Consider the following 25059-nt stretch of genomic DNA (forward strand, 5'->3'; position numbering starts at 1 on the left):
ACCTTTTTTGATTGGTTTTTTGTCAAGCTAGTCTTAAGCGCTATTGAATAAAGCGACCCTGATTAATAAAAACAAATAATAGGCAAAACAATATGAAAGCTAAAAATAATAAATTTGGCCAAGCTAAAAGCTGGCTTTTACTCACGGCACTGATGGTCTTTAGTGCTCAAGCAAGTGCAATTTGTTGGTGGTGGCAGGATTGCGACGCCTACGAAACAAAATACCCTATCGTTCTAGTTCATGGTGTTTCGGGCTTTAGCGATATTTTAGGTATCGATTACTTTTATGGTGTTAAAAGTGCTCTTAAAGAACGTGGTGCCAAGGTTTATGCGCCGAATGTGACTGCATGGGATGATGCATACCAGCGTGGAGAAGACCTTATTGCAGCATTGGAAGATCTTCGTGCGGCGACGGGTGCGCAGAAATTCAACTTGATGGGCCACAGCTTGGGTGGGCCAACTGTACGCTATGCAGCGGGCGTAAGACCTGACTTGGTTGCTTCGGTAACGACTATCAATGCGGTGAACTTTGGTTCTGACTTCGCTGATGTTGCTCGCGGTATCGTTCCTGTTGGTGGTGGCCTTGAAGCATTGGTCGAAGGATCTCTTAATCTGCTTGGTAACGTAATTGATGCCTTGTCAGGCAACCCTGAGTATGCGCAGGATGCGAAGGCCTCAGTAACGTTCATGACATCGCCAGGCGCTAACCAGTTTAACGCTTTATTCCCGGATGGAAAGCCTAGCTCACGTTGTGGTGAAGGTGCATCTAAAGTAAATGGTATTCGTTACTACTCATGGGGTGGTGATGCGACATTTACCAATGCTTTAGATATTTCAGATGCGTTCTTGATGTTTACGGGTGCAACGATCAGTGGTGCGAACGATGGCTTGGTTGAACGTTGTGACCAGCATTGGGGAGATGTTATCGGTACGCGCTATAACATGAACCATATGGATGCAGTGAATCATGTCTTTGGTATTCACCATCTGTTTGAGACTGATCCTCTAACTTTATATAAGAATCAGGCATCACGCTTGAAGTCTGCTGGACTATAAGCCTTTTACAGCTCCTCTATGCTTTTAGGGGAGCTGTTTTCAGCAGCTAGTAGAACTTCTAACTTTCCAAGAACATAAGGTATCGCTTGTCAATGACTCATCAAACCAAACTAGTTAAGAGAAGCTTTCTATTGGGCGGTGCTGGCGTAGCAGCATTGGCGATGATTGTAAGTACTTTTGTATTTGATGAAGGGGGGGCGGCTCATACTAGTCTCCTCAGTCTGAATCAAGGCAGCAGGTTATCTCAGCTTGAGGATCGGCCATTGGCGAGTGATCAGGCTGAAGGTGTTCAGCTTATCAATGCCCTTGCATACGAGAGTCGACTAGGTACATTGCCTGACTCGCTTCAAGGGACTCAAATGCAGCAAAGTCTGCAGGTGGATGACCAGGGTAACTTACGTATCTCCAGCGATATCAAAAGAGTGTTTGATTACTTCCTTTCGACCATTGAGGAAGAAGAGTTGGATATCGTGCTGGCTAGAATTGATGAATACTTGAGTTACTATTTGCAGGAGCCTGCACTGACTCAGTCAAAACAGATCTTGGCTCAGTATATCTCACTAAAGCAAGCGCTGTATGACTATGAACTCAGTCGCTCAGAGTCAATTAAAGGCATGATGGAGAGCGGAGAGTTAATGGCCGATAAAGGTCGTTATGTCGCTTTGTTAAGTGAGCAGCTAAATGCTCAGTCAGAAATGCGTGCGCAATATTTGGATGCAGAGGTCTACGAGGCATTTTATGCCTCAGAAGAGGCTTATGATCAATATACTCTGGCTAGACTAAGTGTAGAAGCTGAGGAAGGCTTGAGCGAAGAAGAAAAAGCTCAACGACTAGCGCAAGTCGATGCTCAAGCGCCTTATGACATTATAGAGTCCCGTAGAGAGGCTCGTATCACTGACGAATTAAATGCCCGTGTTGCCAAAATAGAAGAAGAGGGTGGCGGCTATGATGAAGTCAGAGCGGTTAGGGTTGAAATGTTTGGTGTTGAAGCAGCTGAACGTTTCGATACTTTGGATCAGGAGCGCGCTCAATGGCAAGCGCGTATTGATAGTTTTCTGGATCAACGACAAGAAATCCTATTGATAGAAGGCTTGAGTGCTGAAGAGCGTCAGGCTCAAGTTGATACATTACGTGCCAGTCAATTTGACTCACGCGAGCAGATTCGAGTGAAAGTTTACGAGCGCAAAGCTGACGTTTAGCCCATCTATTCATTGAGCACTGAACTAACTTTGTGTAGCATCCTCTGTGTTTTAAACATGTGAGGTTGCCGTGCTTATCGAGCGTTTATTCTATATTCGCTGTTCTAGAAAATGAAACAGCTTTTCTTTGCCATGCCTATCGGCATGCGCTACATGATTCTTAGTGCGCTGGGCTTTGCTCTGATGGCTGCTTGCGTTAAAAAAGTCAGCTTGTTGGGTATACCTGTTTTGGAAATCGTTGCTGCGCGAGCTTTGGTTTCCGTGCTCCTGAGCTATGTCGATGTAAAACGTAAGCGCATTTCCCTTCTGGGCAATAATCGCCCCTTGTTAATGCTGCGCGGCGCAGTGGGAACGTTGGCGTTAGTGTGTGTATATTATTCTGTGACACATATGCCTTTGGCTGAAGCCACGGTTCTACAGTATTTACATCCGATTTTTACTGCCATTCTAGCGACTTTCTTTCTTAAGGAGCGATTGCAGTGGTCTCTTGTTATCAGTATCGGTTTTAGTTTTATTGGCTTATTGCTTGTCGCAAGACCTGCTTGGTTGTTTGGCGGAATAGGGACGGACATTGCCAGTTTTGCCTTGATGGCTGCGGTGTTAGGTGCTTTTGGGAGTGGTGTGGCCTATGTTATTGTCCGCAAGCTCAGTCAGACGGAAGACCCTTCCGTGATTGTATTCTACTTCCCTATGGTCGCTTTGCCATTTTCTCTCGTGTTATTGGGGGACGATTTTGTCTTGCCGACAATGGAAGCTTGTTCACTTTTATTTTTGGTCGGGATCTTTACACAGGTCGGGCAAATTGGCTTAACCAAGTCAATGCAAACGGAACCTGCAGGAAGGGCGACAGCGTTTTCTTATCTGCAGGTAGTTTTTTCAGCATTGCTAGGCTGGCTTGTTTTTAGTGAAGTACCAGACATCTGGGTGTGGCTGGGTGCTGGAGCGATACTGGCGGGCGCAATTATTAATATGCTGTCCAGACAGAAGTGAAGCAAACCGGGCGCTCTGATAGATGAGCACCCGTCTCGCTTAGTTAGTCTTATTGAGCAAAAAGGTGTTGAATTGTATTGTCAATTCGAGGCTCAAGTTGGCTGAACTCTTCTAGTGTCGGGCCAACCGAGTCATACCACTTTTGTAAGCTTGCGCTAAGTTGTTGCTCTCGGCTTAGGTTTTCACCTGATGAAGACATTCCTTCTGAAAGCCTGCTAACTTGTAGCTGCATGCGCAGCTCTTTGTCACTTTCCGGTGACTCGATACCTGCAGCGATCTCACAAGCTATACACAAAGAACGTGCCTCTTGAAGTGTCACGCAACGCTCGGGACTTACCGAACCAGCTTTGACAGAGATCCATAAAGTTTTAAGAGTATCTTCCTGAGCTTTAGGAAGCTCAAGTTGCGAGGCAAACTCATCATCAAGGCTCGCATCGGCCTGAGTATTATTGTGATAGACCTCTCTACAGAGCTTAGCCTTACGCTGTACTTCTTGCCAAGCTAATAGGTGCTGCCTGTTTTCTTGGCCAGCGATAAGTTGCTTAAGTTTTTTGAGTAAAGCTTCAAAACGATTTTGAATTTTTTCCAGAGCTTTGCCTTGTACTGAAGGTAGGGACTTATATTCTTTACGGTACTCGCTTAATCTGGCTTTGAGTTCGCTAAGGTTGGTATCGCTTAGGGAATCGAGTTCAGATTCGATACGAGATAGAAGCTCGTTCGCTGCGTTTGAAGCCTTATTCGCCTCTTCTTTCTTTTCATTGCGAACTTGGTCGCGGCGGGCAAATATCTGGTCGCAAATTGCGCGAAATGCTTGCCAAAGCTCTCTTTCTTTCTTATAAGGCGTGATGCCAACCTTTTGCCAGGCTTGTTGTAAGTCCTTTGCACTTTGTATGGCTTGTTCAAGGTTTTCAAGCTCTATAAGCGTCTGCGCCTGATCAATGATTTCTTGCTTCAAGGAGAGGTTCTTGTCTCTTTCTGTATCAAGTTTCTTATCAAAGGCTTTTAAGAGGGCATTGAACTGTTGTTGCATTGGCTTATTGGTTTTGAAATCAACCGGGTAGGCTTCTTTCCATTCAAGGCGAGCTTGTCTGTTAATTTTTTCAGCGCCTTTCCAGTCAGCGTTTTCCCAGTCATTGTTATCAATGAAGTTGCTTAACTCTGTGATGATTTGTTCGCGCTTTGCGGAGTTGTTCTTTTTAAGTTGATTCTGTTCGTCAAAAAAAGCATGGCAAGGTTCGTAAGCCTTGTCGGCCGCTTCTTTAAAGCGCTGCCATAACGATTGGTCTGAAGCACCACCCAAGGTTTTCCATTCCTTTTGCATTGCTTTGATTCGATCGGCTTTATCGCGTGGCTCGATATGTGTGTCGACGAGACGCTCCATTGATTCGCACAGCGCCAGTTGGCGAGGGTTTGATGCATAACCCTGCCAGTCGCGCAGGTCGTTCAACTGGTTAATTCTGAGGTTGAGCATGTTGTGATACTGGTCACTTTGCTTGCTTCCCAGCTTACTGATTTGTCGCTGGATATCTTTGAGTAAAGAGTTGGATTTTTTTAGCTGTTTATCTTCCAAAGACTTGTCGAGTTGCGTGACTAATTGGGAAATCTTGCTTTCAATCTCTTTAGTGTTCTCAGCGACCTGTTGCTTAATTTCAGCAGAATGCCCCAGCGCTTCATTGCTTTGGGAAATAACTTCTGGTTGTGCGTAATCTTTCGGCCAATTTACCTGCTTAAGAAGCTTACGAATTCTTTGGTTGAGCGTATCGAGTTGCGTGCTGTCTTTTTTACCCTGTTTGCTAAGTTCGTCGATCGATTCCTTTAGCTCGGGCTCAGCTTCTTTCAAGAGCGTAAGCGCTTTATAGTACTGACGAATCTCACTCATTAATACTTGATAGTGCTTTGCCTTGTTCTTCTCGACTTTTACATTGCGAGTGACTTCGAGCCAGCGGTTTTCCTGAGTTTTGATTAGCGCGTCAATTGCAGAGATATCATGAAATGAGGGGACCTCCGTGGTGAAGCGCTTAAGTGTTTCAGACAATGTATACAAAGTCGCTTCTTGCTCATCACCACCGGTTTGGATTAAGCGCTCCTGTTCTTCTGCTTCGAGCTTTTCTTGGGCAATTTTATCAATTCTTGCTTGGCACTCAGCTTGGTAGTGAGCAAATTCTTTGCGTTGTGTTTCGTTAGCACTGAGGCTAACTGCCGCCCAACGTTTGCTTAGGTTAAAAAGCTTGGCATCGTAGTGCTGAAGAACCTCGGTTTTTGCGAGGGCGGTAATGTCTGCTAGTGCTTTCTCTATATCTTGTTGCTGTTGACTTCGTTCAGCGATCTGATTGCGGATAGTGGCAAGCTTGGACTTGGCTATATGATAAACCGATTTGTCCTTACCCTTTGCCTGACTCAGCAGTGTGCTTAAGTCTGCTTCTGTTTCGATAAGCTCAGCAGCGGCTTGTCGGAGTTTTGCCATTTTTGCTTTTACTGCAATTTCTAGCAGTGATTGCTTATCTTCAATCCGAGCCAAACCGCTTAGGAAAGCATCTGCCTGATTCGACTTAATGATCATTTGAGTAAGTATTTTATTGTCAGTAATTAGGTCGAAAATACTCAATGACTGAGCGTTAGCCAGCTCGTATAACTTTTCTTCAATTAGAGGCTTTAGTTCGTCTTTAGACTGCGCGTGAAGCGTGATCAGTGCTTGAGGGTCAGTTAAGCGTGATGTGGCGCTTTTTCTGACGGCTACTTGTTCATCGTTTTGTGCAAGCTGAAGTAATATTTGATGATCTTCATTCTGGCCAGGGTTGAGCTCTTTGATTGCTTCAAGTCTGGTTGCTGTATGCTTGCTTTGCCATTTTGGTTTGAATAGCTTGGAAAGAAAAGTAGCCATGCTGGTATCTCGCTTATCTCTGTTTTTAATAATGCTCTTGTAAAGTGTTAGTCCTTTCGAAAAAGGAAACCGTTTTGTCTTAAGACTTTGAGAGTGCGAAAAGTCGAATTCCTACTGACATTGTTGACATAGGAATCTGCTGTTTTTCACGTTATAGTCTTAATTAACTGAACGAGCTTGGATATATTTAAACTCGTTCCAAATGTTGCACCCTGAGGCTTTTGTTAGCTTCAAGAGAGCAATAGGCTCGGGCATTCTAGCGCAGCCTCGCGTAAAAATCTCCACTATTCTCTGGTATTTAGCGGGATTCATTACGTGACGAGAGCCGTATAGGGCCAATATTGAAAAGAGTCGCAGGGCTTTATGGAAAAACGTGATAAATGAAGAGAGAAGCAGATCTCCAAAGTGTTAAAAATAAAGCCGTAGATCTTCTATCTCGTCGCGAGCATAGTGAACATGAGCTGCGCGAAAAGCTGCAAGGTAAGGGATATGAAGAGGCTCTGGTGGAACAGGCAGTTCAGTCGATGCTAGACGCTGGCTACTTGAGTGACGAACGATATGTGAGAATGATTATTCGTAGCAGCTATGAGAAGGGGCATGGGCCACAGAAAATACGTTTCAAGTTACAGCAAAAGGGTGTGAAGTCTTCAATGGTGAATGAGGGCTTTGAAGCGTTTGAGGGTGACTGGTTTGCCTTGGCTCAGTCTTTACGATTACGAAAATTTAGAGAGCCGCTCAATGATAAAGATCGGGCGCTTTACTACAAAGAGAAGTCTCGACAAATGCGCTTTCTAGCTGGACGAGGTTTTACGATGGAGCAGATATCCTTTGCGTTTGAAGTGCATGAAGATGATGAACAATATTTTGTGTAACTCGCCAATAGATTAATAAATAAGAACAATATTTATAACAAGAGGATGTAGCAAATGATCTCAACCATGATGGATCAGCCTTTAACCATAACTTCAGTGATGGAGTTTGCTGACAAAATTTATCCCCAGCAAGAGATTGTCTCGGTTACCGCAGATCAAGCAAGCTTTCGCTATACCTATGCAGAAGCTTTTCAACGAACGCGTCAGTTAGCTAATGCGCTAAAAGGCTTGGGTTTAAAGCAGGGTGATGTGGTTGCAACGATGGCTTGGAATGATCATCGGCATCTCGAACTTTACTATGCGATTTCCTGTTCAGGTATGGTTTGCCATACGATTAATCCGCGCTTATTTGATGAACAGATTGAATACATTGTTGAACATGCTGAAGATCAATGGCTATTCGTTGACTCCTTATTTGTACCTAAGCTAGAGCAGTTACAAGAGAAAATGCCCAATGTGAAAGGTTTTGTCGTATTGACCTCAGAGGCGAAAATGCCTGAAACCTGTTTACGCAATGTCCAGTGTTACGAAACGCTTATAGCTAAATACGAACCAGAATTTGACTGGCCTGAGCTCGAAGAATCCACAGCTTCTGCCTTGTGCTATACCTCAGGTACTACTGGTAACCCAAAGGGGGTTGTCTATAGTCACAGGTCAACAGTTCTTCATAGTTATGCCAGTAGCTTACCGGATGCCTTTGGCCTTTCGCGCCAGGACGTGGTGATGCCGATTGTTCCCATGTTTCACGTTAATGGCTGGGGGATCGTTTATTCAGCTCCCATGGCTGGCGCAAAATTAGTGATGCCAGGTCCTAAAATGGCTGATGGTGAGACTCTGACCAAATTAATCAATGACGAAAAAATATCGATGTCGGCAGGCGTTCCGACAGTGTGGTTGGCCCTGCTTGCCTATCTGGGTGAAAGTGGTGAGTCAATTGACAGTCTCAAACGTGTGACGGTGGGAGGAGCCGCCTGTCCACTTTCAATCTTTCAAACCTTCAAAGACAAACACAATGTAGATGTAGAGCATGCTTGGGGAATGACCGAGATGAGTCCGCTCGGCACTTATAACAAAATGTCAGCGGCTGATTTTGAGTTGCCGGAAGAAGCGATTACTGAAGCCTTATTACGTCAGGGGCGTCCTATTTTCGGAGTCGACCTACGTATCGTTGATGAAGCTGGGAAGGAATTGCCTTGGGATGGAAAAAGTGCTGGTGCCGTGCAGGTTAGGGGGCCATTTATTACAGAGGGCTACCATAAGTTGGAGGGTGAATTTGCTCCGGGTGGTTGGTTCGAAACAGGTGATGTAGCCTATTTGGATACCGAATCACGAATGCAAATTACTGACCGGACCAAGGATATTATTAAATCGGGTGGAGAATGGATTTCCAGTATCGAACTAGAAAACTTGGCAATGAATCATCCAGATGTGGCTGAAGCGGCAGTGATTGGTGTTGCTCACGAGAAATGGACGGAGCGTCCTTTGTTGGTGTTGGTTAGAAAACCGAATGCAGCACTAAATGAGCAAGAGATCCTGTCTTTCTTTAACGAAAAAGTTGCCCGCTGGTGGATACCCACTGCTTGTGAATTCGTTGAAGAATTACCGCATACGGCAACGGGAAAACTCGATAAAAAGGTGATTCGAGAGCAGTTTAAAGGTTTCGAATGGAAAGAATGATAATTCAGGTCAGAGTAAAAATGCCTGTTTTTACTCTGGCCCCAATTTTTGAACTAAGCCTCTTGCGAGTTCCTTGTTCTTTTGGTTGAGCTTTGGGTCGAAGCCAATGTTCCCCATCCAGCCTCCACCAAATGATAAACACATGATGGAGTAGGCTGTTTGCTCAAGCTCTTTTTCATCTATGTTAGGGTTTAGTTCGGCTAGTTCCTGCTTTAGCCCTAGCAGAAAGAAGTCGTAGATAGACTTCACTGCCGCTTGTACATCTGGGTCGTAAAGGCTTACGGGTAACAAGGCAGCCACCAGACGTGTTGCCGGTAGGTTGTTAAACGCTTCGCTAAATATGTAGTCAAAAGCCGCTTCAAAACGCTTTTCCGGTTCAGCTACGTTCATGCTTTGTTGAACACTGTCTTCAAACTTGCTGATAATTCTCTTTACACCAGCTTCAATAAGCTCCTTGCGATTACCGACATAATGACGAATCATCCTCCTGGCCATGCCAGCTTCTTCAGCAACCATATCCAGTGTCATACCTTGCAGTCCTTTCGTTTCGACGCAGCGTTCAAAGGCATCCAGGATTTCACTGACTCGTTCTACTTTTAAGCTCTTTCTTCCCATTTCTCTTCCGTTAAATTGATGGGCCTATCTATGGCTAGGGATTCTAATGCCTAAAGAGATCTAAATCATTCGTTTCAATAATAAAAAAGAATATAAGTGATCATGAGTGGGAATTTATGTTGAAAAAAAGCATTTTGGGTTATATATTCCCTTTAATGGGAATTTAAATGTTGTTTTAGTCCGAGGTGCATAGATGTTTAATAAGAGACGTATCAAAGTTCGCGGGCCTCAGCCTTCAGGTTTGTCGATTAATCGTGATGAGGCTGGAGTGCCTCATGTCAAAGCATCATCTTTCAAGGACGCCCTTTGGGGGAGCGGTTATGCGCATGCAATAGATCGTGGCACGCAATTGCTAATGATGCGGATACTTGGGCAGGGTCGGCTAACGGAGCTGCTTTCGGATACTGAAGAGTCTTTGGCAATAGATAAGTTCTTTAGGCGAGCAAATTGGTATGGCAATTTAACGCAAGAGTTGAATAAGCTCGATGTCGTCTCACTATCACAGATTCAATCCTACTGTGATGGTGTCAATGCGGGCTTTTCAGCCGGTGAATTTTCTTTAATGAAGCTCTTGGGTTATCAGGCAGAACCTTGGAAAGTGCAGGATATTATTCTTATATCGCGAATGACGAGCTACCTGACTTTGGCGCAATCGCAGGCGGAAGTAGAACGTTTCTTTATTGAATTGACGCAATCAGGCGTCTCTACAGAAGCTCTGGCTGAACTATTTCCCATTGACGTTAAGCGTTTTGACCGTGAACTGGTGGAGAGTATTCAGCTTCAGGAACGAATTGTTCCGCGTGAAGTGATCTGGAATCAGGCCTTGCCTAGAATGATGGCGTCTAACAATTGGGTTGTCGCAGGCAGCCGTACAAAATCTGGGCGAGCAATCATGGCCAATGATCCTCACCTGGAAGTAAATCGTTTGCCCAATGTTTGGTGTGAGCAAAGCTTATCATGGAGCGGCGGTTCGCTAATCGGAATGGGGATGCCCGGTTTGCCTGGTGTGTTGGTTGGTCGCAATAAGCAGGTTGCTTGGGGAGTGACTTATACCTTCATGGATACGGTAGATAGTTGGGTAGAAGATTGTAAGGGTGGGCAGTATCGGAAAGACGGTGCTTGGCATGATTTCGCTACTCGCAGAGAGGTGATAAAACGGAAAAAGTCAGCGGATGTTGAGCTTTGTTATTACGAGAATAAGCATGGCGTACTCGAAGGTGATCCGGCTATCGCGGGTCATTACATTGCTACGCGTTGGGCTGCTGCAGATTCAGGTGCTGCGTCTATTATGGCTGCCTTGAAGATGGGGGATATGTCTTCAGCTGCAGAGGCAATGGCTACCTTGGGTAAGATCGAGTCAGCCTGGAACTGGGTGATTGCTGATTCTGAGGATAACATTGCTTATCAGATGTCGGGTCTAATGCCTAAGCGCTGTGCTGGTTGGAATGGGTTTGTGCCAATATCGGGCTGTGATTCAAACAATGATTGGCAGGGTCTGGTGGATATAGAAGACTTGCCTTGTGCCTATAATCCCGAAAATGGCTATTTAGTCACGGCGAATCAGGATCTAAACCACCTGGGGCGTGTTGATCCAATTAATATGCCGATGGGGGATTACCGAGCGAGTAGAATTGAAGAGGTATTGGCGAGCCATAAAACGCACGATATCGAATCAATGAAAGCTCTGCAGATGGACGTTTATTCAAAGCAAGCAGGGTTGTTTCTAGATATTCTATTGCCGCTGCTGGAATCAAATGGTGAAACAGGTGAACTCTATCAGATGCTTAAGCAATGGGATCACCGTTATGACCTGGACTCTATAGGCGCTCCAGTTTTTGAGGCATTCTATGATTTACTGAGAAAAGAAGTCTTTGGTTTGCAGAGGATAGGTTTGGGTGGCGATGTGATTGAGCACTTATCCCAGGATAGTGGATTGTTTATCGATTTCTATCAGAATTTTGACCGTATATTAGTGAGCGATAAATCTGCCTGGTATTGCGATATCACACGCGATGAAGCCTACCTTTCAGCCTTCAATAAACTCAAAGCACTAAAGGAGCCGTTATCGAAGAAGCATAATCAGAGTTGGGGAGAGGTGAATACTATTGCTTTGAACAATATTGTATTCCAAGGGAAGCTGCCGACCTTTCTCGGTTTTGATACTGAGTCGATACCCTTGCTGGGCGGGCGGGCAACGCCTCACCAAGGTCAGGTTTATCGTAGCGCTGGGCGTGACACCAGTTTCGCGCCATCGGTGCGTTTGATTGCTGATATGGGCGAGTCAAGCTTACATACTTGTTTGGCAGGCGGTCCTTCAGATAGTCGCTTCTCGCGATGGTATAAGTCCGGATTAGACGATTGGCGTGTCGGACGTTATAAAATCCTGGATAGCTGAGCTAGTCCGTGGGTGAGATAACTTGTTTTGTTAGCAAAGACTCGCGAAGTTGTTCTGTTCTTCGGTAGTTAACCAATAGGTCAGATATTCCTAGTAGAGAGCCTGAACGTACATTCAATGTTTCTGTATTAGCTTGATAAAGTACCTCGAAATAGTCGACAAAGCCAAATATTTGAGAATAACTTTTTGCGTAAATATAGCCCTGATATTGATGTGAAATCTCGGTGCGAGGGAGCTGGTTTACACTAGCAACTACATGTGGCCACGCCTTTTCAAAAGGCATGGATAGGGAAAACTGATCTATTTTGTGAAAAAAGGTACTTGCTTCAGTTGAGACGCAATTAGGCAGTGGTGGGCACCAATTGAGACTAGGTTCAGGATCACTTTGTTGTAGCGGGCTGACAGCGCAGCCACTTGTCATCGCTAGCAGAGTAAGGCTGACATAGAGAGCACAGTTCTTAGGCTTCAAGTGCTGTCACTTCCATAATTGCCTGGCGGAGTTCTGCGTTCAGAACAAATTTTGCTTCCTCTATTACACGTTCAACATCTTCACCGTATACCAACTTATTGGCGCCATTAAGTGTTAAGAATTCCTTTTTTTGCAGCGTTGCAATGAAGTTTCGGAACAGTGCTTTGTCAAAAAACTCCGGGGCATTGAGACCAAAGAGAATCGACATGCGTTCAGCCATAAGTGTACTCTGTTTTTCAAGTTCTTCGGCATCAAGCTTCCCTGAACCACTACGCGTAAGAATGGCAACAACTATGTAGTAGCGTTCCAAGGTCTGGATGATCAAACGAGATAAGATGGACAAGTTTACGAAGGCCTCACTGCCGCTTGCCGGACGAGTAATGTACTCACCGTTGTCAATTACCAGCTTGTGTTGGATGAGTACTTTTAGCCAGTCTTCAAATACTGTTTCGACCTCGTCACTGCTCCAGCGAAGGAAAAGTTCTGCCTGAATGTAAGGGTAGATTGATTTGAACAGGCTATATAGCTGAGTTTTCTCAATGCGACTGTTATTTTGCATTAAACAGGCGATCAAAGAGGGGATTGCGAACAAGTGAAGTATATTATTTCGGTTGTAAGTGAGCGACACAGCATTTCTATCGGTCAGGCTAATAATGTCGCCCAGTTCTTGTTTTTGCCTCTCGACCAGGTGCATATTTTCAGCGTACTCAATCCAGTCAAAGCCATCACCTTCGGCAAAAGTGATATCTTCGCTGTAAGGTTGTTCTTTTAACAGGCTATTGAAGCAGTTCATTACGCGGCCTAGTACTTTCGCATCCATGGCATAGCGTTCGGTTGCCAGTAGTACCAAGGCAGTGAAATTAATAGGATTAATCGCAGCGGAGCTATTGATTCCGGTAACGATTTCCTGAGAGAGCTTGTCGACAAAACCGGACAACCATTGCGGTTTCTCGGTTTGCATTCCCGTAAAGTCTCGCCAGTTTTCTTGGTGTTGGTCCAGGTAGGCCTCAAGGTAGATAGGTTCACCAAAGTTCAAGCTAACTTTACCAAAAGAGCGGCGTAGGTTTTTAAGTGATTTGAATAGGCCAAATATAGACTCTTTTTGCTTCTTGTTGCCACGAAGCTCGCCTTGATAAGAACTGCCCTCTAATACTTTCTCATAGCCGAAATAGGTGGGTACAAAGGCGATAGGCTTTTGTTGGTCACGGAGATAGGAGGTGACAGTCATCGCTACCATGCCAGCGCGAGGCGAAAGTGTGCGTCCTGTGCGGCTTCTACCACCCTCAACAAAGTACTCTACTGAGTAGCCGCGTTTGAAAATGGTGTGGATATACTCAGAGAAAACCGTTGAGTACAGAGGGTTGCCCTTGAAGCTTCGGCGCATAAAGAAAGCACCGCCGCGGCGTAAAATTGAACCGACAATAGGAAGGTTTAAGTTAATGCCCGCTGCAATATGTGGCACCATGATTCCCTCTTCAAATAATTTGGAAGAAAGTAATAGGTAATCGATGTGGCTACGATGACAAGGTGCGTAGACGACAGCGTGATCTTTGGTGACATCACGGACTTTGTCGACATTGTTAGCGCTGATACCGTTATAAATCTTATTCCACAGTTTATTGAGTAAACGTTCAAGAAAATGGATGGTGGATATTTGTAAGTTGGAAGCCAGTTCGTCTGCGTAGCTTAAAGCTATTTGTCTGGACTGGGCTGGTGTCTTACCTTCTTCACTGGCGTGTTTCTCAATTGCGGCTTTCACTGGGCCGCTATTAATAATGCCGTGAACGAGGTTTTGTCTGTGAGATAGGTTCGGGCCCAGCACGGTTTGGCGTACACGACGAAAGTGAACACGTAAAATACGAGCGGCTTTTCGAGCACAAATCTTCTCGTCTTGCTTACTTTCCTCGAGCATTTGTTGCACAGAAAGTGGCTGATTGAATTGTACTAGGCTGCGACGGCCGTGAAGGAGTATTATCAAGAGCTTTTTGAAAGGCCCGGATACCGCCCAGCCGTCAGAAAAAAGTAATCTAAACCATGACTTTTCTTTTTCGGGGGAGCGACCCCAAAATAAAGTGACCGGAACAAGTTGAACGTCCAATGGGTCTATATCGGAATTTTTATTGCTCTCGGCAATGGTCTTGACGATTTGTTTGAGCCGATTAGTGACCATAGGGGTTTGGCGTTTTTTAAACCAGTTTCCTTGACGTTCATACAAGAAGAAAAAAGAGCGCCTAACCGAGTTTTCATTGAGTTTGAGTTGTGCTTGGGCAGAAGGGAGTCCAGACTTAATGCAGCTGTTTTCGAGGACGAGACGAGCAGAGAGTGAGCTGTATTGTAAAACATAACAAACCGGCTTGTTCGGGTCTATTTTAAGGCTTTCCGTGTCGGCACCTTTTACTTCAACGCGAACCCACAAGAATAGAATTTTTCTTAGCAGGCTAAATAGTAAAGAACTTAATCCGAAAAAATGACTCATAAACTAAGGGTCTCCGTTTAGTTCAATTATGTGCAGTACCGGGTTGCTCTACTACAAGCATTCAGCGTCTTAACTTCTGTATATGGGCTGAATCATGTAATCGAGTTGTCGAGCAGTATATGTTGGTGGGCTAGTTTATAGGCAAGCCTGCCCCAAGGCAAAATTCACTTGTTTGCTGTCGGCCATAAATCACAGCTCTGTGGCTGCTTTATCTCAAGTCTTTCACATATTTGTAACCGCAAGGTTAAATCTGTGGGGCAAAAGATTACTACCTTGAAAGCTTTGCTGAAAACACTTGAAATTAAAGAGTACGCTCTCTATATTTTCCTGCCGGGCCTTACGATCAGAGAAGACCCGTCGACTCGCATTGTAGAAGAGTCTGTCGTGAGTCAATATGTTAATCATAACAATATGAATCTAGAGTTAATTCAATTCAGAGTAAACCATGATACAAGTTTCCAATCTTACTAAAAATTTTGATGACTTCTGCGCTGTAAATAATATCAGCTTTACTGTCAAACCTGGTGAAGTCTTAGGGTTTCTAGGGCCAAATGGCGCAGGTAAATCAACAACAATGAAGATCCTGACAGGGTTTTTGGCACCCAGTGAGGGGCAGATAGCGGTAATGGGACATGATGTTTTATCGGACCCGATTGCCGCCAAGAAAGAAATTGGTTATCTGCCTGAAGGTGCACCTGCTTATGCAGATATGACGGTTATCGCATCACTAAGGTTTATCGGTCAGGTGCGAGGTTTTTCTGGGGCTCAGCTGCAGACCCGAATTGACCAGGTTGTGGAAAAGGTCGCGTTGGAACCGGTTCTGAACAAGAAGGTAGAAAACCTGTCGAAAGGTTATTGCCGCCGTTTGGGGATCGCCCAGGCCTTGATTCATGATCCCAAAGTGCTAATTCTGGATGAGCCGACTGATGGCTTGGACCCAAACCAAAAACATCAGGTTCGACAGTTAATCCACGATTTGTCAGAAGACAAGATTGTTATTGTCTCGACGCATATACTTGAAGAGGTGAGTGCGGTTTGTTCTCGTGCCATGATTTTGGCTCAAGGAGCCATCGTCTTTGATGGAACGCCTGAAGAACTAGCTGCCATGTCAGAGCATCATAACGCGGTGACAGTCAGGCTTTCAGAACATAATGAAGACATTATCAGACAGCTGCAAGCTTTACCGCAGGTTGAATCAGTTGATAGTGACTCGACAGGTTCAATCAAGGCTTACCCAGTGAATGGGCAGGCGATTCTTGCACCAATTAACTCCGTGTTACATGCCGCCAATTGTCAGATAGAAGAACTGCATGTCGAGACGGGGCAGTTGGATGATGTCTTTAGGAAGGTAACAATCGAAGCAGAGCAGGCTGCTCGTACGGGAGGTCGCTCATGAACGTCATGAATATTGTATTAAAAAGGGAGTTGGCGAGTTATTTCTCAACGCCTGTCGCTTATATCTTTATCGTTATATTTCTAATGCTCAGTGGTGTGTTTACTTTCTATTTGGGGCATTTCTTTGAGCAAGGTCAGGCTGACCTTGGGGCTTTCTTTAACTTCATTCCCTGGCTATATCTTGTTTTGGTGCCTGCAGTGGCGATGCGCTTATGGTCTGAGGAACGTCGCAGTGGCACCATTGAGTTGCTAATGACTTTACCTCTATCTACTTTGGAGCTGGTGGTTGCCAAGTTTCTTGCGGCGTGGCTTTTTATCGGTCTGGCTTTGCTTTTGACCTTCCCTTTATGGATAACCGTTAACTATCTTGGGGAGCCTGATAATGGCGTGATTTTCGCTGGATATATTGGTTCATGGCTAATGTCTGGTGGTTTTTTGGCGATAGGTTCATGCCTGTCAGCAACAACGAAAAACCAGATAATTGCCTTTATTCTAACCTTGGTGGTGTGCTTTCTAATGGTGGTAGCAGGGTTTCCAATTGTTCAGGATGTTTTCTCGTCTTGGGCGCCGTTGTGGTTGGTTGATGGCTTCGCTAACCTAAGCTTCCTGACTCACTTCGATGCGATATCCCGTGGTGTTATTGATTTGCGCGATTTTGTTTATTTTCTTGTGCTCATTTCGGCCTGGCTCTATGCCACTGTTTTGGTCGTTGATATGAAGAAAGCGGATTAAGGGGAGATAGACATGACTAATTTAAAATCATCTAAAGGTTTATTGATTGTATTTATTGCCATGTTTGTGGTGATTCTCGTGAGCTCCAAACTGCTAAGCGGTGTTCGCTGGGATTTGACTGAAAATGGTTTGTATACCTTGTCTGACGGCACTAAGAAAATAATTAAAAGTCTTGATAAGCCCGTGAACTTAACCTTGTATTTTTCTGATAAAGCGAGTTCACAGCTTCCTGCTTTAAGGACTTATGCTCAAAGAGTCGAAGAATTGTTGCAAGAGTATGTAGGTCTATCTGACGGGAAGCTCAGCTTCGAAAAAGTAGATCCTGTGCCTTTCTCGGAAGCTGAAGATGAAGCTTCCTTGGCTGGCTTGCAAGGCGTGCCAGCAGGTTCCCGAGGTGACGAAATTTACTTTGGCTTGCGTGTACAGAATGAAGACGGCGCAGAAGAAGTGATTCCATTTATGCAGCCAGACAAAGAGGCATTCCTTGAGTATGAATTGACGCGTTTGATCTCGTCTCTGTCAAAGACGGCTTTGCCTAAAGTCGGAATTTATAGTGGCGTGGAAATCAATGGCGGCTTTGATTATATGACTCGACAGACACGTCCAGCTTGGTCGATTGTCGAATATATGCAGGAAGGCTTTGAACTGGAATGGATAGAAGACAATGCCACCGAAATTCCTGAGGTGGATGTGCTCTTGCTTGTTGCACCTCAAAACCTTTCAGATAGTTTGTTGTTTGCGATAGATCAGTTTGTCCTGAAGGGTGGGAGAACCTTGGTATTTCTCGACCCGTACTCTGAGGCACTTGCCGGACAAAGCGGAATTCCTTCTGTACAACGTTCAGATCTTAATAAGTTGCTGCCTGGCTGGGGTCTCCAGTTGCGCGAAGATGTGATCGTGACTGACTTCGCAAACTCTATGGTTGTCGGGCTTGGACAGAACCGAAATCCGGTGCGACATATTGGCTTGTTAGGGATGGACCCGAGCACGGCGAGCTCAGGCGAAGACATTGTCTTGTTCGGATTAGAGAGCATGAACTGGTCTTCAGCGGGTATCCTGGATAGTCTTGAAGACCGTCAGACGGAAGTGAATGTCTTGTTATCGAGCAGTGAACAGTCAATGCCACAAAAAGCTGAGCTCTTAACAAATCTGCAAGACCCTCAAGACTTATTGAATGACTTTGAACCAACGGGCGAGCGCTATGCCCTTGCTGTAAGAGTTTCAGGGAAAGCGAAGACCGCTTTTCCTGAAGGTGTAACAGTGCAGAAGCAGATCTTATCTGATAGCGATGAGCCAAATGCTGAGGGCGACTCTTTGGATGCCGAAGAGGTTCAGAAAACCGAAACAGTTAGCGAAACGCTTTTACCGGAAATAAGCGAAGGTGAGGCGCTTAACTTGATGATTGTTGCGGATTCAGATCTACTGACAGATCGACTGTGGATTCAGGTTCAGAATTTCTTTGGTCAGCAGATTGCCACGCCTTGGGCCGATAATGGTAGTTTCCTGGTTAATGCTCTGGAAAACTTTTCGGGGCATCCGGAGCTAATTCAAATTCGTAGTCAGGGGCGCTTTAATCGTCCTTTTGATAAAGTTGAAGATATACGTATGGCGGCTGAAGAGCGCTTCCTGGAGCAGCAAGAGTTGCTCGAAGAAGAGCTTCAGGCAACTGAGAGTAAGCTGATGGATCTGGAGCGTTTACGGGGTGAAGGTGATGGTGCTCTATTTACTGATGAGCAAGCCCAAGAGTTAGAAAGCTTTCAGGTTGAGAAGCTTAAAATTCGTAAACAGTTGCGAGATGTTCAGCATCAGTTGGACCAGGATATTGAAAACTTGGGTACGCGTTTGAAGTTGATTAATATCTTTTTAGTGCCTGTACTAGTTTGCTTGTTTGCGCTATTTGTCGCAATGCGCAAGCGTTCTGTGCAGCGCTAAAAGGCCTCACCCTTTGACACAGTCGCCCGCTGCTCGCTCGATTCTGGTACTAGATTCCGGAGTAGGGGGCTTGAGTGTCTGCCAATCGATTCTGGCGACAATGCCAGAGTTGCAAATTATCTATTTTGCAGACGACGCTTACTTCCCTTATGGTTTGTTGCCGGAGCAGGTGCTTCGGCAACGCTTAAGAGAAGTTGTCTCGGCAATGTTGCTCCAACATAAGCCAGAGCTGGTTGTTCTGGCTTGTAATACTGTTAGCACCCTAGTCCTGCCGGATTTACGGGCGGAGTTTGATGTGCCCTTTGTCGGCGTTGTACCCGCTATAAAGCCCGCAGCCCAGATGACCCAAAGCGCGGTGATAGGGTTATTAGCGACTCCGGCAACGGTTAAGCGCCAATATACAGATCAATTAATTAAGGACTATGCAAGTCATTGTTGCGTGGTTCGAATTGGTAGCAGTGAGCTTGTTGAACAAGCCGAAATGCACTTGTCGGGTTACCCAGTTGATCAAGCACTTCTTGCTCGAGTGCTGGCACCGTTTAAACAAGAAGTCGATGGCTCAAGGGTAGATGTGGTTGTCTTGGGATGTACTCATTTCCCTTTACTTAAAGATCAGCTTAGTGCCTTGCTTCCCCAGGTAAGCTGGGTAGATTCCGGTGAAGCGATTGCAAAGCGAGTGCAGCATTTGTTGGCTGGTGAGCAGGGGGTTATTCCAGGGCAAGATCTCTCTACAAAGAACGCGATTCATCAGATTTATTTTTCTGAGATGACGCCTAATGAAGAGGTGTTCTCGGAATCATTACAAGCCTTGGGCTTAGCTCAATACCAGCTTCACTGTTTCTCGGCCAGTATGGACTGAAATGCGGGTTGGCCCAGTACGCTAAAAGTCTGCTCTTTACAGAGCTTCAAACCCTTCTTTTCAAGTAGGTCTGCGTAATTGTAAAGGCCATGAATAGCATTGCCTGCGACCGCAAAGAAAGCCGTTGCGGCGGTTAGCCAGTAGGCTTGCTGAGCAGTCTTTTGAAATATATTGCCACTGGCAGTTTTAAAATCACCAATAATCACGTAGCCACCTGGTTTACACAGTTTGATCAGGTGGTCTAACACCGCATTCATTTTGTCTTTCTCAAATACTGTTAGAAAGAAGTTGGCAACCACGACATCATAATTAGCTTTTGCTTCATGCTTGAGTATGTCACCAAGGATAGGTTTAATATTGAGTGACTCCTTATCGGGGTGCTTCTCAATAAGTTTGAGGTTGGTATCCATCATTGTTGGTGATAAATCAATTAATGTCGATTCAGCACCGAGTTCAGCTGCTCTAATGGCATCATCACCTTGTCCCGCACCAGCAAATAAGACTTTACTACCAGTCTTGACGAGTTCTTCATCAAGCATCGCTAAGCGGCATTCCTGTATAGCATTGCCGCTATATAGTTTGCTTAAAGTGTCGTAGGAACGTCCAATTAATCTGTATTTGTCTAACATGGTTTGAGCTTTCAAAGAGAAGAGGCAGGTTTGACTATAAGGCTTTGCATTATTATGGATGTTCTGAGGAAAAAGGCCAGCTTATATCTCAATAAGCTGGCTCGCATTGTTGTTAATCTGTTCAAGTGCGTCACGGCCTGGAACGGCTCTACCAAAATAGAAGCCTTGAATCTCCTGGCAGCCCAAAGACTTTAGGTAACTTAGTTGAGTCTCGGTTTCGACGCCTTCGGCAACAATATTGAGTTTCAGGCCGTGGGCCATGGATACAATAGCATTAACGATGCAGGCATCATCGTGTGTATCTTCAATATCCTTGATGAAGGACTGGTCTACTTTCAAAGTATGAATAGGCAGTTTATGAATATAGTTCAGTGATGAATAACCCGTGCCAAAGTCGTCAATGGCAATGGTGACGCCATGCTCAGAGAGTTGTCTGAGTTTTTGAGTCATATTCTCAAGGTCGTTCATAATAACATTTTCAGTGAGCTCGATTTCGAGATTTCCGGGCGGGAAATCTGCCTGGCGCAAGCTGGATAGTAAACGCTGTACAAAGCGCGGGTGTTCAACCTGGAGAGGTGAGAAGTTTACTGATAAGCGAATGTCACTTTGGCCGCTGTCGATCCAGGATTTAATTTCTTTACAGGCCGAATGCAGTACCCAGTCGCTAATATCAGACATTAGTCGGGTTTCTTCGGCTAAAGGAATAAACTCGCCAGGATAGATTAGACCACGCTCAGGATGCTGCCATCTTACCAGCGCTTCAACACCGATGGTCTTACCTGTCTTGGCAGAAATTTGAGGCTGATAATAAACTTTGAACTGGTTACGTTCCAGTGCGTTTCTAAGGTCTCTTTCCAGGCTCAAACGATTTGAGGTGTGGATGGCCATATCTTCGCTGTAGTACTGGTAACCATCTTTACCGCGTCCCTTTACATGGTACATAGCAACATCGGCATTTTGGATGAGCTGGTCAACCGTGTTCCCGCCATTAGGGTAGACGGCAATACCAATACTTACGCCGACAAATACTTCATGCTCACCCAGGTCGAAAGGGGCTTTGAGTGTTGAAATGACTTTCTTGGCAATGGTTCTGGCATCTTCAGGCGAAGAAATTGATGGCAGAAGTAGGGTGAATTCATCTCCACCAAAACGAGATAAGGTATCACACTTTCTGACGCAGCTTTCAAGGCGAAGGGCCACAGACTGCAATAAGCGGTCGCCCATAGCGTGCCCCAAAGTATCGTTGACCACTTTAAAGCGATCCAGATCCAGGAACATGACGGCGACATGATTCTTGTTTCGTTTGGCCTGCGCGATAGAGATGTTTAGACGGTCTTTAAACAGCGCTCTGTTCGGGAGGCGTGTAAGAAGGTCGTGATAGGCCTGAAAGTTAATAAACTCTTCGGCTTCTTTTCGCTCGGTAATGTCACGAGCTGTTCCATAGGTGCCAATCACTTTGGTAAGCGTTTTCTTTTTTCCGGAAATGTCTGTAACTGAGGTTCTTACTTTACGCTCAATAGGGAAGAAAGTGACTTCAAAATAGCGCGCTGTATGGTCTGATTTTTTAGCTTTCAGGCGCAACTCTGAAGACCAGGTATCCTGTTTTTTACCGAACTGTTCCTCAAATAGATAGCTGGCACGCTCCAGGTCATTCTCTTCAATAATATCCAGGTAGTTTCGGCCGATTAAGTCTGTTTTCTTATAACCAAGAATGCTTTCTACTTTGTTGTTCAGAAAAGTGAATCGACCACTTTTGTCGAGCATGAAAACGATATCAGGAGAACTGTTAACGATGTAGCGGTGAAGTTCTTCAGATTTTTGTAGTCTCGATTGCATAGCGTGGTGTGCTTTTTCAAGCATCACCTTCTGCAGGGCGCTTTCCATGGTAGAAAGCAGTTCTTCAGGGTCATAGGGCTTACGCAAGTAATCATACGCGCCACGTCGTAAAGCTTTGCTTACCGCAGAAAAAGAAGACTCGCCGCTGACAACAATTGTTGCAACATCGATTTCTTTTTGAGTGATAAAGTCCATCACTTGATGACCATTGAGATCAGCCATATTCAGATCAAGAAGAACTAGATCAAAGTCTTCTGATGATAGCTTTTCACAGGCCTGCAGGCCACCATGTGCGCAAACAACTTGATAGCCTTTGTTGAGTAGAAGGTTCTCAAGACTTTTAAGTAGGCGATACTCATCGTCGACGATAAGAATGCAGGCTTGTTCAGTTTGCAGACTTAGATTCTGCTCTGTTTTTTGTATTTTCATGCTAACTCTTGACCACTACGTAATCACTACGTTCATTACTGCTCCATATTCCTCTCCTATAGTCGCTTCCATACACATGGACTATAGGCTTTCTTGAGGAAGAAAGATTTGAAACGTCGTTCCTTTTTCGTTGCTTCTACAACTAATGGTACCTTTAGCATCCCTGACGAGGTTTTTGGTAATACTCAGGCCCAAGCCTGAGTGTCCGTCACCTTTTGTTGAGGTAACAGGTTTAAAAAGGCTTTTTGCTATTTCTTCTGGCAGGCCTGGGCCTTGGTCCTTGATCAGGATTTCTACGTAACCCTGGCCATTAAGGTTGATATTGGCTGCCGTGCTGATAAAAATAATGCCGCCTTCAGGCATTGCTTCCGAGGCGTTTTTAATCAGATTTGTAATGATTTGCTTGAACTGGTTCCTTTTCGTGCCGATTCGCTTCAAGTCCTGATCTAAGTCTAGCTGATAGGAAGTGTCGTGCAAGACGAATAAAGAATGCTCATATAAGGTGCAAAGATTCTTGATTTCGGTATTAATGTCGACGCCGGACTGTGTTTCGACGGCTTCTTGTTTTAGGTCGCGTAAACGTAAAATAATCTGACTTGTTCTATTTAGTTCTTCTCTGACAATATCAAGCTCTTCAGCTAGCTCGTGTTGCTCGTAACTTTCTGCAGGCCCCGTTAGTTTGTTAGACAAAGAGACCAAATAGTTATTAATGATGTTTAAGGGGTTGTTGGCTTCGTGGGCTATTTCCCTGGCTCGCTGTGCCATAGCTTCAGTGCTGGCATCGCTCTCAATGCGTGTAATTTTTTCCGTGGTCTTACTGCAAGCCTGGGCCATTTCCTCGGTAAAGTACTTTAATAAACGTATTTGGTGTGAGCTTTGGCTCAGAGAGTGTTCACAGGCAATCACCAATACGCAAAATAAGTCTTCATGAGTCCGAATCGGACAGCAAACAATACCCGTGCTATTGAGTCCCCTAGTTATCTGCTGATCGACAACTGATAAGTTGTTTGAGTCATTGGCTGAGCTTGAGGCCTCAATATTGTGGTCAAGTGAGCACATTACCTGGTTTCTTGCGGCTGACTGCGCGACTAGGCTGCGCTCATTACTTAGTTTCACTTTAATAGGTACTTCATTGTCGCCATGTGCCTGGCCTGAAACGAGCTCTTTAGATTCGGGGTTAAACCAGTAGACTTCGCTTTGGCTAAAACCAAAAAGTAGCTCAAGGCTCGTGCGTAGTGACCTTCCTAGCTCATCTCGGTTTTGGGCGTGACTCAGTTCAGTGCTAACATTCTGGATAAGACCAATCTTTCGGACTTGCTCGGCCAGCTTTACTTGGGCTTTTTTATCGTTTTCACTATCTATGTCGGCTTGAATGTCTATTTCGATATTTAGAGTCTTGGCCATTTCTTTAACATCGCCTTCGACTTTAAAGACAATTTCTTTTAGTAGTGCGCTGTTTAGTTCAAATAATTGGTAACCCAAGTCTGCGAAACTGTCGCCTGAGAAATAATCCTGCTGAAAAGTGCCTAACTGGCTTGAAAGGTATATGAGCTTAACCAGGTGATGAGCATCCTGAATAGATTCAGGCTCGGCGTGATGGAACTCAATCGCATCAACAGCAAAGCTACTTAAGTTCCACTCTTTTGCGAGCCATGCTCCTATTTGAGTATGGTCAACTGAAAATGCTTCTTGCTCAAATTTACAGAGCTTATGAGTAAGAACCTCTGGCTTACTACGAAGTTCTGCATACTCTTGTGGAAAGTGACTGTCGAGAACCACCTCCCCGATGTTGTGAAGCAATGCAGTCAGATAGGCTTCATCAGGATTAGGGTAGCTGGTCAGGATCGCTAATGCTTTTGCAATTAAAGCTGTGCTCAGAGAGTGCTTCCAGAACTGTTTCAAAAAAACGAGGTGTTGACTCTTAAAGCCCGAGAAGAATTGTTGTACCGCCGCAGTGATAACAATCGTCTTGATTGTATCGGTACCCAAAACAAGTAGAGCGCGCTCAATACTTTTTATTTCGGTTCCGCGATTGTAGAACGACGAATTTGCCAGGGATATAACGCGTGCGGTGATCGCAGCATCATGACTAATTATTTGTGACATTCGCTGAAAGGTTGCGCCGTCTTCCTGACAAGCTTCCAGCATTTCAACCAATACATGAGGAAGAGAAGGTAGCTTATTTACCTTCAATTCGTTCATTATTTGTTGTGTGTTGTCTGTAGTCATGGCTTTTTATGATAAAAAATCGTCTTTTAAAGAACGTTATTATTGAGCATATATTAGACAATACTCTATACAAATTAAACATTTATTGCATTTTTTTTAAGTAATTGTTTAAAAGTGAGATTTGCTACTAGAAAAATACTACTTGGTTGTTGTGCGTGATTTGGTGTTTTATCTATCTTAAAGTCGGTAGAATGGGCGAGTTCATGATGTGCGCATGGTAATGTGTTTGTTTGAACCTAAAACGTATTGCCTGCAGGGCAAGCGCACTGAATTTAGTATTAAAACTGTTACCTTGAAAGGCCTTTTTGCGGTGATGCTAGACAAGAATAAAATACCCCGTGTAATCGCGATCACTGGCGGAAAAGGTGGTGTAGGTAAGACGAGTGTTT

At 44.8% G+C, this 25059-nt stretch carries 18 protein-coding genes; 11 read left to right on the forward strand and 7 right to left on the reverse strand.

The window, feature by feature from the left end; all coding sequences use genetic code 11:
• Window positions 1-92 precede the first annotated feature (92 nt).
• The 3 genes from A3766_RS13680 (at window position 93) to A3766_RS13690 (ending at window position 3244) form a co-directional block, all read left to right on the forward strand.
• A complete protein-coding gene (locus A3766_RS13680; protein ID WP_068514660.1) occupies window positions 93-1055 on the forward strand; it encodes a triacylglycerol lipase in 963 nt (320 codons plus the stop codon).
• Between the two features lie 92 nt (window positions 1056-1147).
• The gene (locus tag A3766_RS13685; protein ID WP_068514663.1) at window positions 1148-2254 is read left to right on the forward strand and encodes a lipase secretion chaperone; all 1107 of its coding nucleotides are present in this window, start codon (window positions 1148-1150) and stop codon (window positions 2252-2254) included.
• 111 nt (window positions 2255-2365) lie between these two features.
• Window positions 2366-3244, forward strand: coding sequence for a DMT family transporter (locus A3766_RS13690; RefSeq protein WP_068514667.1), 879 nt, complete (start codon window positions 2366-2368; stop codon window positions 3242-3244).
• Window positions 3245-3293: 49 nt separating this feature from the next.
• Here the strand turns inward: A3766_RS13690 and A3766_RS13695 are convergent, their stop codons facing one another.
• A complete protein-coding gene (locus A3766_RS13695; RefSeq protein ID WP_068514670.1) occupies window positions 3294-6125 on the reverse strand; it encodes a DUF349 domain-containing protein in 2832 nt (943 codons plus the stop codon).
• A gap of 380 nt (window positions 6126-6505) precedes the next feature.
• Here A3766_RS13695 and A3766_RS13700 point away from each other — a divergent pair, with 380 nt between their 5' ends.
• Window positions 6506-6997 carry a regulatory protein RecX gene (locus A3766_RS13700; RefSeq protein WP_068514675.1) on the forward strand — a complete coding sequence of 164 codons (492 nt, stop codon included), beginning with the start codon at window positions 6506-6508 and terminating at the stop codon, window positions 6995-6997.
• A gap of 54 nt (window positions 6998-7051) precedes the next feature.
• A complete protein-coding gene (locus A3766_RS13705) occupies window positions 7052-8674 on the forward strand; it encodes a long-chain-fatty-acid--CoA ligase (protein ID WP_068514677.1) in 1623 nt (540 codons plus the stop codon).
• 30 nt (window positions 8675-8704) lie between these two features.
• On the opposite strand, the gene A3766_RS13710 is transcribed toward A3766_RS13705, so the two are convergent.
• Window positions 8705-9289, reverse strand: coding sequence for a TetR/AcrR family transcriptional regulator (locus A3766_RS13710; protein ID WP_068514680.1), 585 nt, complete (start codon window positions 9287-9289; stop codon window positions 8705-8707).
• A 193-nt stretch (window positions 9290-9482) separates the two neighbouring features.
• On the opposite strand from A3766_RS13710, the gene A3766_RS13715 reads away from it, so the two are divergent.
• Window positions 9483-11684 carry a penicillin acylase family protein gene (locus A3766_RS13715; protein ID WP_068514682.1) on the forward strand — a complete coding sequence of 734 codons (2202 nt, stop codon included), beginning with the start codon at window positions 9483-9485 and terminating at the stop codon, window positions 11682-11684.
• A 1-nt stretch (window position 11685) separates the two neighbouring features.
• Here A3766_RS13715 and A3766_RS13720 read toward each other — a convergent pair whose 3' ends face one another.
• Together A3766_RS13720 and plsB are read right to left on the reverse strand one after the other, a co-directional pair.
• Window positions 11686-12153 carry a DUF1499 domain-containing protein gene (locus tag A3766_RS13720; RefSeq protein ID WP_082872067.1) on the reverse strand — a complete coding sequence of 156 codons (468 nt, stop codon included), beginning with the start codon at window positions 12151-12153 and terminating at the stop codon, window positions 11686-11688.
• A complete protein-coding gene (gene plsB / locus A3766_RS13725; protein ID WP_068514686.1) occupies window positions 12143-14629 on the reverse strand; it encodes a glycerol-3-phosphate 1-O-acyltransferase PlsB in 2487 nt (828 codons plus the stop codon). The genes A3766_RS13720 and plsB overlap by 11 nt, the downstream gene beginning before the upstream one ends.
• A 252-nt stretch (window positions 14630-14881) precedes the next feature.
• Between plsB and A3766_RS13730 the strand changes: the two genes are divergently transcribed.
• From A3766_RS13730 to murI, 5 genes are read left to right on the forward strand one after another with little or no spacing between them, the layout of a single operon-like run.
• Window positions 14882-15100, forward strand: coding sequence for a hypothetical protein (locus A3766_RS13730; RefSeq protein ID WP_068514689.1), 219 nt, complete (start codon window positions 14882-14884; stop codon window positions 15098-15100).
• Complete coding sequence (locus A3766_RS13735; RefSeq protein WP_068514691.1) at window positions 15075-16025, forward strand: ABC transporter ATP-binding protein; 951 nt, start codon at window positions 15075-15077, stop codon at window positions 16023-16025. Before A3766_RS13730 ends, A3766_RS13735 begins: the two co-directional genes overlap by 26 nt.
• A complete protein-coding gene (locus A3766_RS13740) occupies window positions 16022-16756 on the forward strand; it encodes an ABC transporter permease (RefSeq protein ID WP_068514694.1) in 735 nt (244 codons plus the stop codon). The genes A3766_RS13735 and A3766_RS13740 overlap by 4 nt, the downstream gene beginning before the upstream one ends.
• A 12-nt stretch (window positions 16757-16768) precedes the next feature.
• Window positions 16769-18688 carry a Gldg family protein gene (locus tag A3766_RS13745; protein WP_068514696.1) on the forward strand — a complete coding sequence of 640 codons (1920 nt, stop codon included), beginning with the start codon at window positions 16769-16771 and terminating at the stop codon, window positions 18686-18688.
• Between the two features lie 13 nt (window positions 18689-18701).
• Window positions 18702-19547 (forward strand): glutamate racemase, encoded by an 846-nt coding sequence (gene murI, locus A3766_RS13750; RefSeq protein WP_068514699.1) that lies wholly within the window; start codon window positions 18702-18704, stop codon window positions 19545-19547.
• Here the strand turns inward: murI and A3766_RS13755 are convergent.
• The 3 genes from A3766_RS13755 to A3766_RS13765 all read right to left on the reverse strand — a co-directional run bounded on the left by A3766_RS13755 (window position 19520) and on the right by A3766_RS13765 (window position 24670).
• A complete protein-coding gene (locus A3766_RS13755; RefSeq protein ID WP_068514702.1) occupies window positions 19520-20176 on the reverse strand; it encodes a bifunctional 2-polyprenyl-6-hydroxyphenol methylase/3-demethylubiquinol 3-O-methyltransferase UbiG in 657 nt (218 codons plus the stop codon). The genes murI and A3766_RS13755 overlap by 28 nt on opposite strands.
• Before the next feature lie 81 nt (window positions 20177-20257).
• Window positions 20258-22441, reverse strand: a complete 2184-nt coding sequence (locus tag A3766_RS13760; RefSeq protein WP_068514704.1) for an EAL domain-containing protein — start codon at window positions 22439-22441, stop codon at window positions 20258-20260.
• An 81-nt stretch (window positions 22442-22522) separates the two neighbouring features.
• On the reverse strand, window positions 22523-24670 hold the full coding sequence (locus tag A3766_RS13765) for an HDOD domain-containing protein (RefSeq protein WP_068642366.1): 2148 nt from the start codon (window positions 24668-24670) through the stop codon (window positions 22523-22525).
• Window positions 24671-25059 lie beyond the last annotated feature (389 nt).

The sequence above is a fragment of the Oleiphilus sp. HI0132 genome (genome assembly GCF_001635845.1).

Coding starts and splice junctions, on each gene's coding strand:
- A3766_RS13680 (WP_068514660.1), top strand. CDS start 93: ATGAAAGCTAAAAATAATAAATTTGGCCAAGCTAAAAGCTGGCTTTTA.
- A3766_RS13685 (WP_068514663.1), top strand. CDS start 1,148: ATGACTCATCAAACCAAACTAGTTAAGAGAAGCTTTCTATTGGGCGGT.
- A3766_RS13690 (WP_068514667.1), top strand. CDS start 2,366: ATGAAACAGCTTTTCTTTGCCATGCCTATCGGCATGCGCTACATGATT.
- A3766_RS13695 (WP_068514670.1), bottom strand. CDS start 6,125: ATGGCTACTTTTCTTTCCAAGCTATTCAAACCAAAATGGCAAAGCAAG.
- A3766_RS13700 (WP_068514675.1), top strand. CDS start 6,506: ATGAAGAGAGAAGCAGATCTCCAAAGTGTTAAAAATAAAGCCGTAGAT.
- A3766_RS13705 (WP_068514677.1), top strand. CDS start 7,052: ATGATCTCAACCATGATGGATCAGCCTTTAACCATAACTTCAGTGATG.
- A3766_RS13710 (WP_068514680.1), bottom strand. CDS start 9,289: ATGGGAAGAAAGAGCTTAAAAGTAGAACGAGTCAGTGAAATCCTGGAT.
- A3766_RS13715 (WP_068514682.1), top strand. CDS start 9,483: ATGTTTAATAAGAGACGTATCAAAGTTCGCGGGCCTCAGCCTTCAGGT.
- plsB (WP_068514686.1), bottom strand. CDS start 14,629: ATGAGTCATTTTTTCGGATTAAGTTCTTTACTATTTAGCCTGCTAAGA.
- A3766_RS13735 (WP_068514691.1), top strand. CDS start 15,075: ATGATACAAGTTTCCAATCTTACTAAAAATTTTGATGACTTCTGCGCT.
- A3766_RS13740 (WP_068514694.1), top strand. CDS start 16,022: ATGAACGTCATGAATATTGTATTAAAAAGGGAGTTGGCGAGTTATTTC.
- A3766_RS13745 (WP_068514696.1), top strand. CDS start 16,769: ATGACTAATTTAAAATCATCTAAAGGTTTATTGATTGTATTTATTGCC.
- A3766_RS13755 (WP_068514702.1), bottom strand. CDS start 20,176: ATGTTAGACAAATACAGATTAATTGGACGTTCCTACGACACTTTAAGC.
- A3766_RS13760 (WP_068514704.1), bottom strand. CDS start 22,441: ATGAAAATACAAAAAACAGAGCAGAATCTAAGTCTGCAAACTGAACAA.
- A3766_RS13765 (WP_068642366.1), bottom strand. CDS start 24,670: ATGACTACAGACAACACACAACAAATAATGAACGAATTGAAGGTAAAT.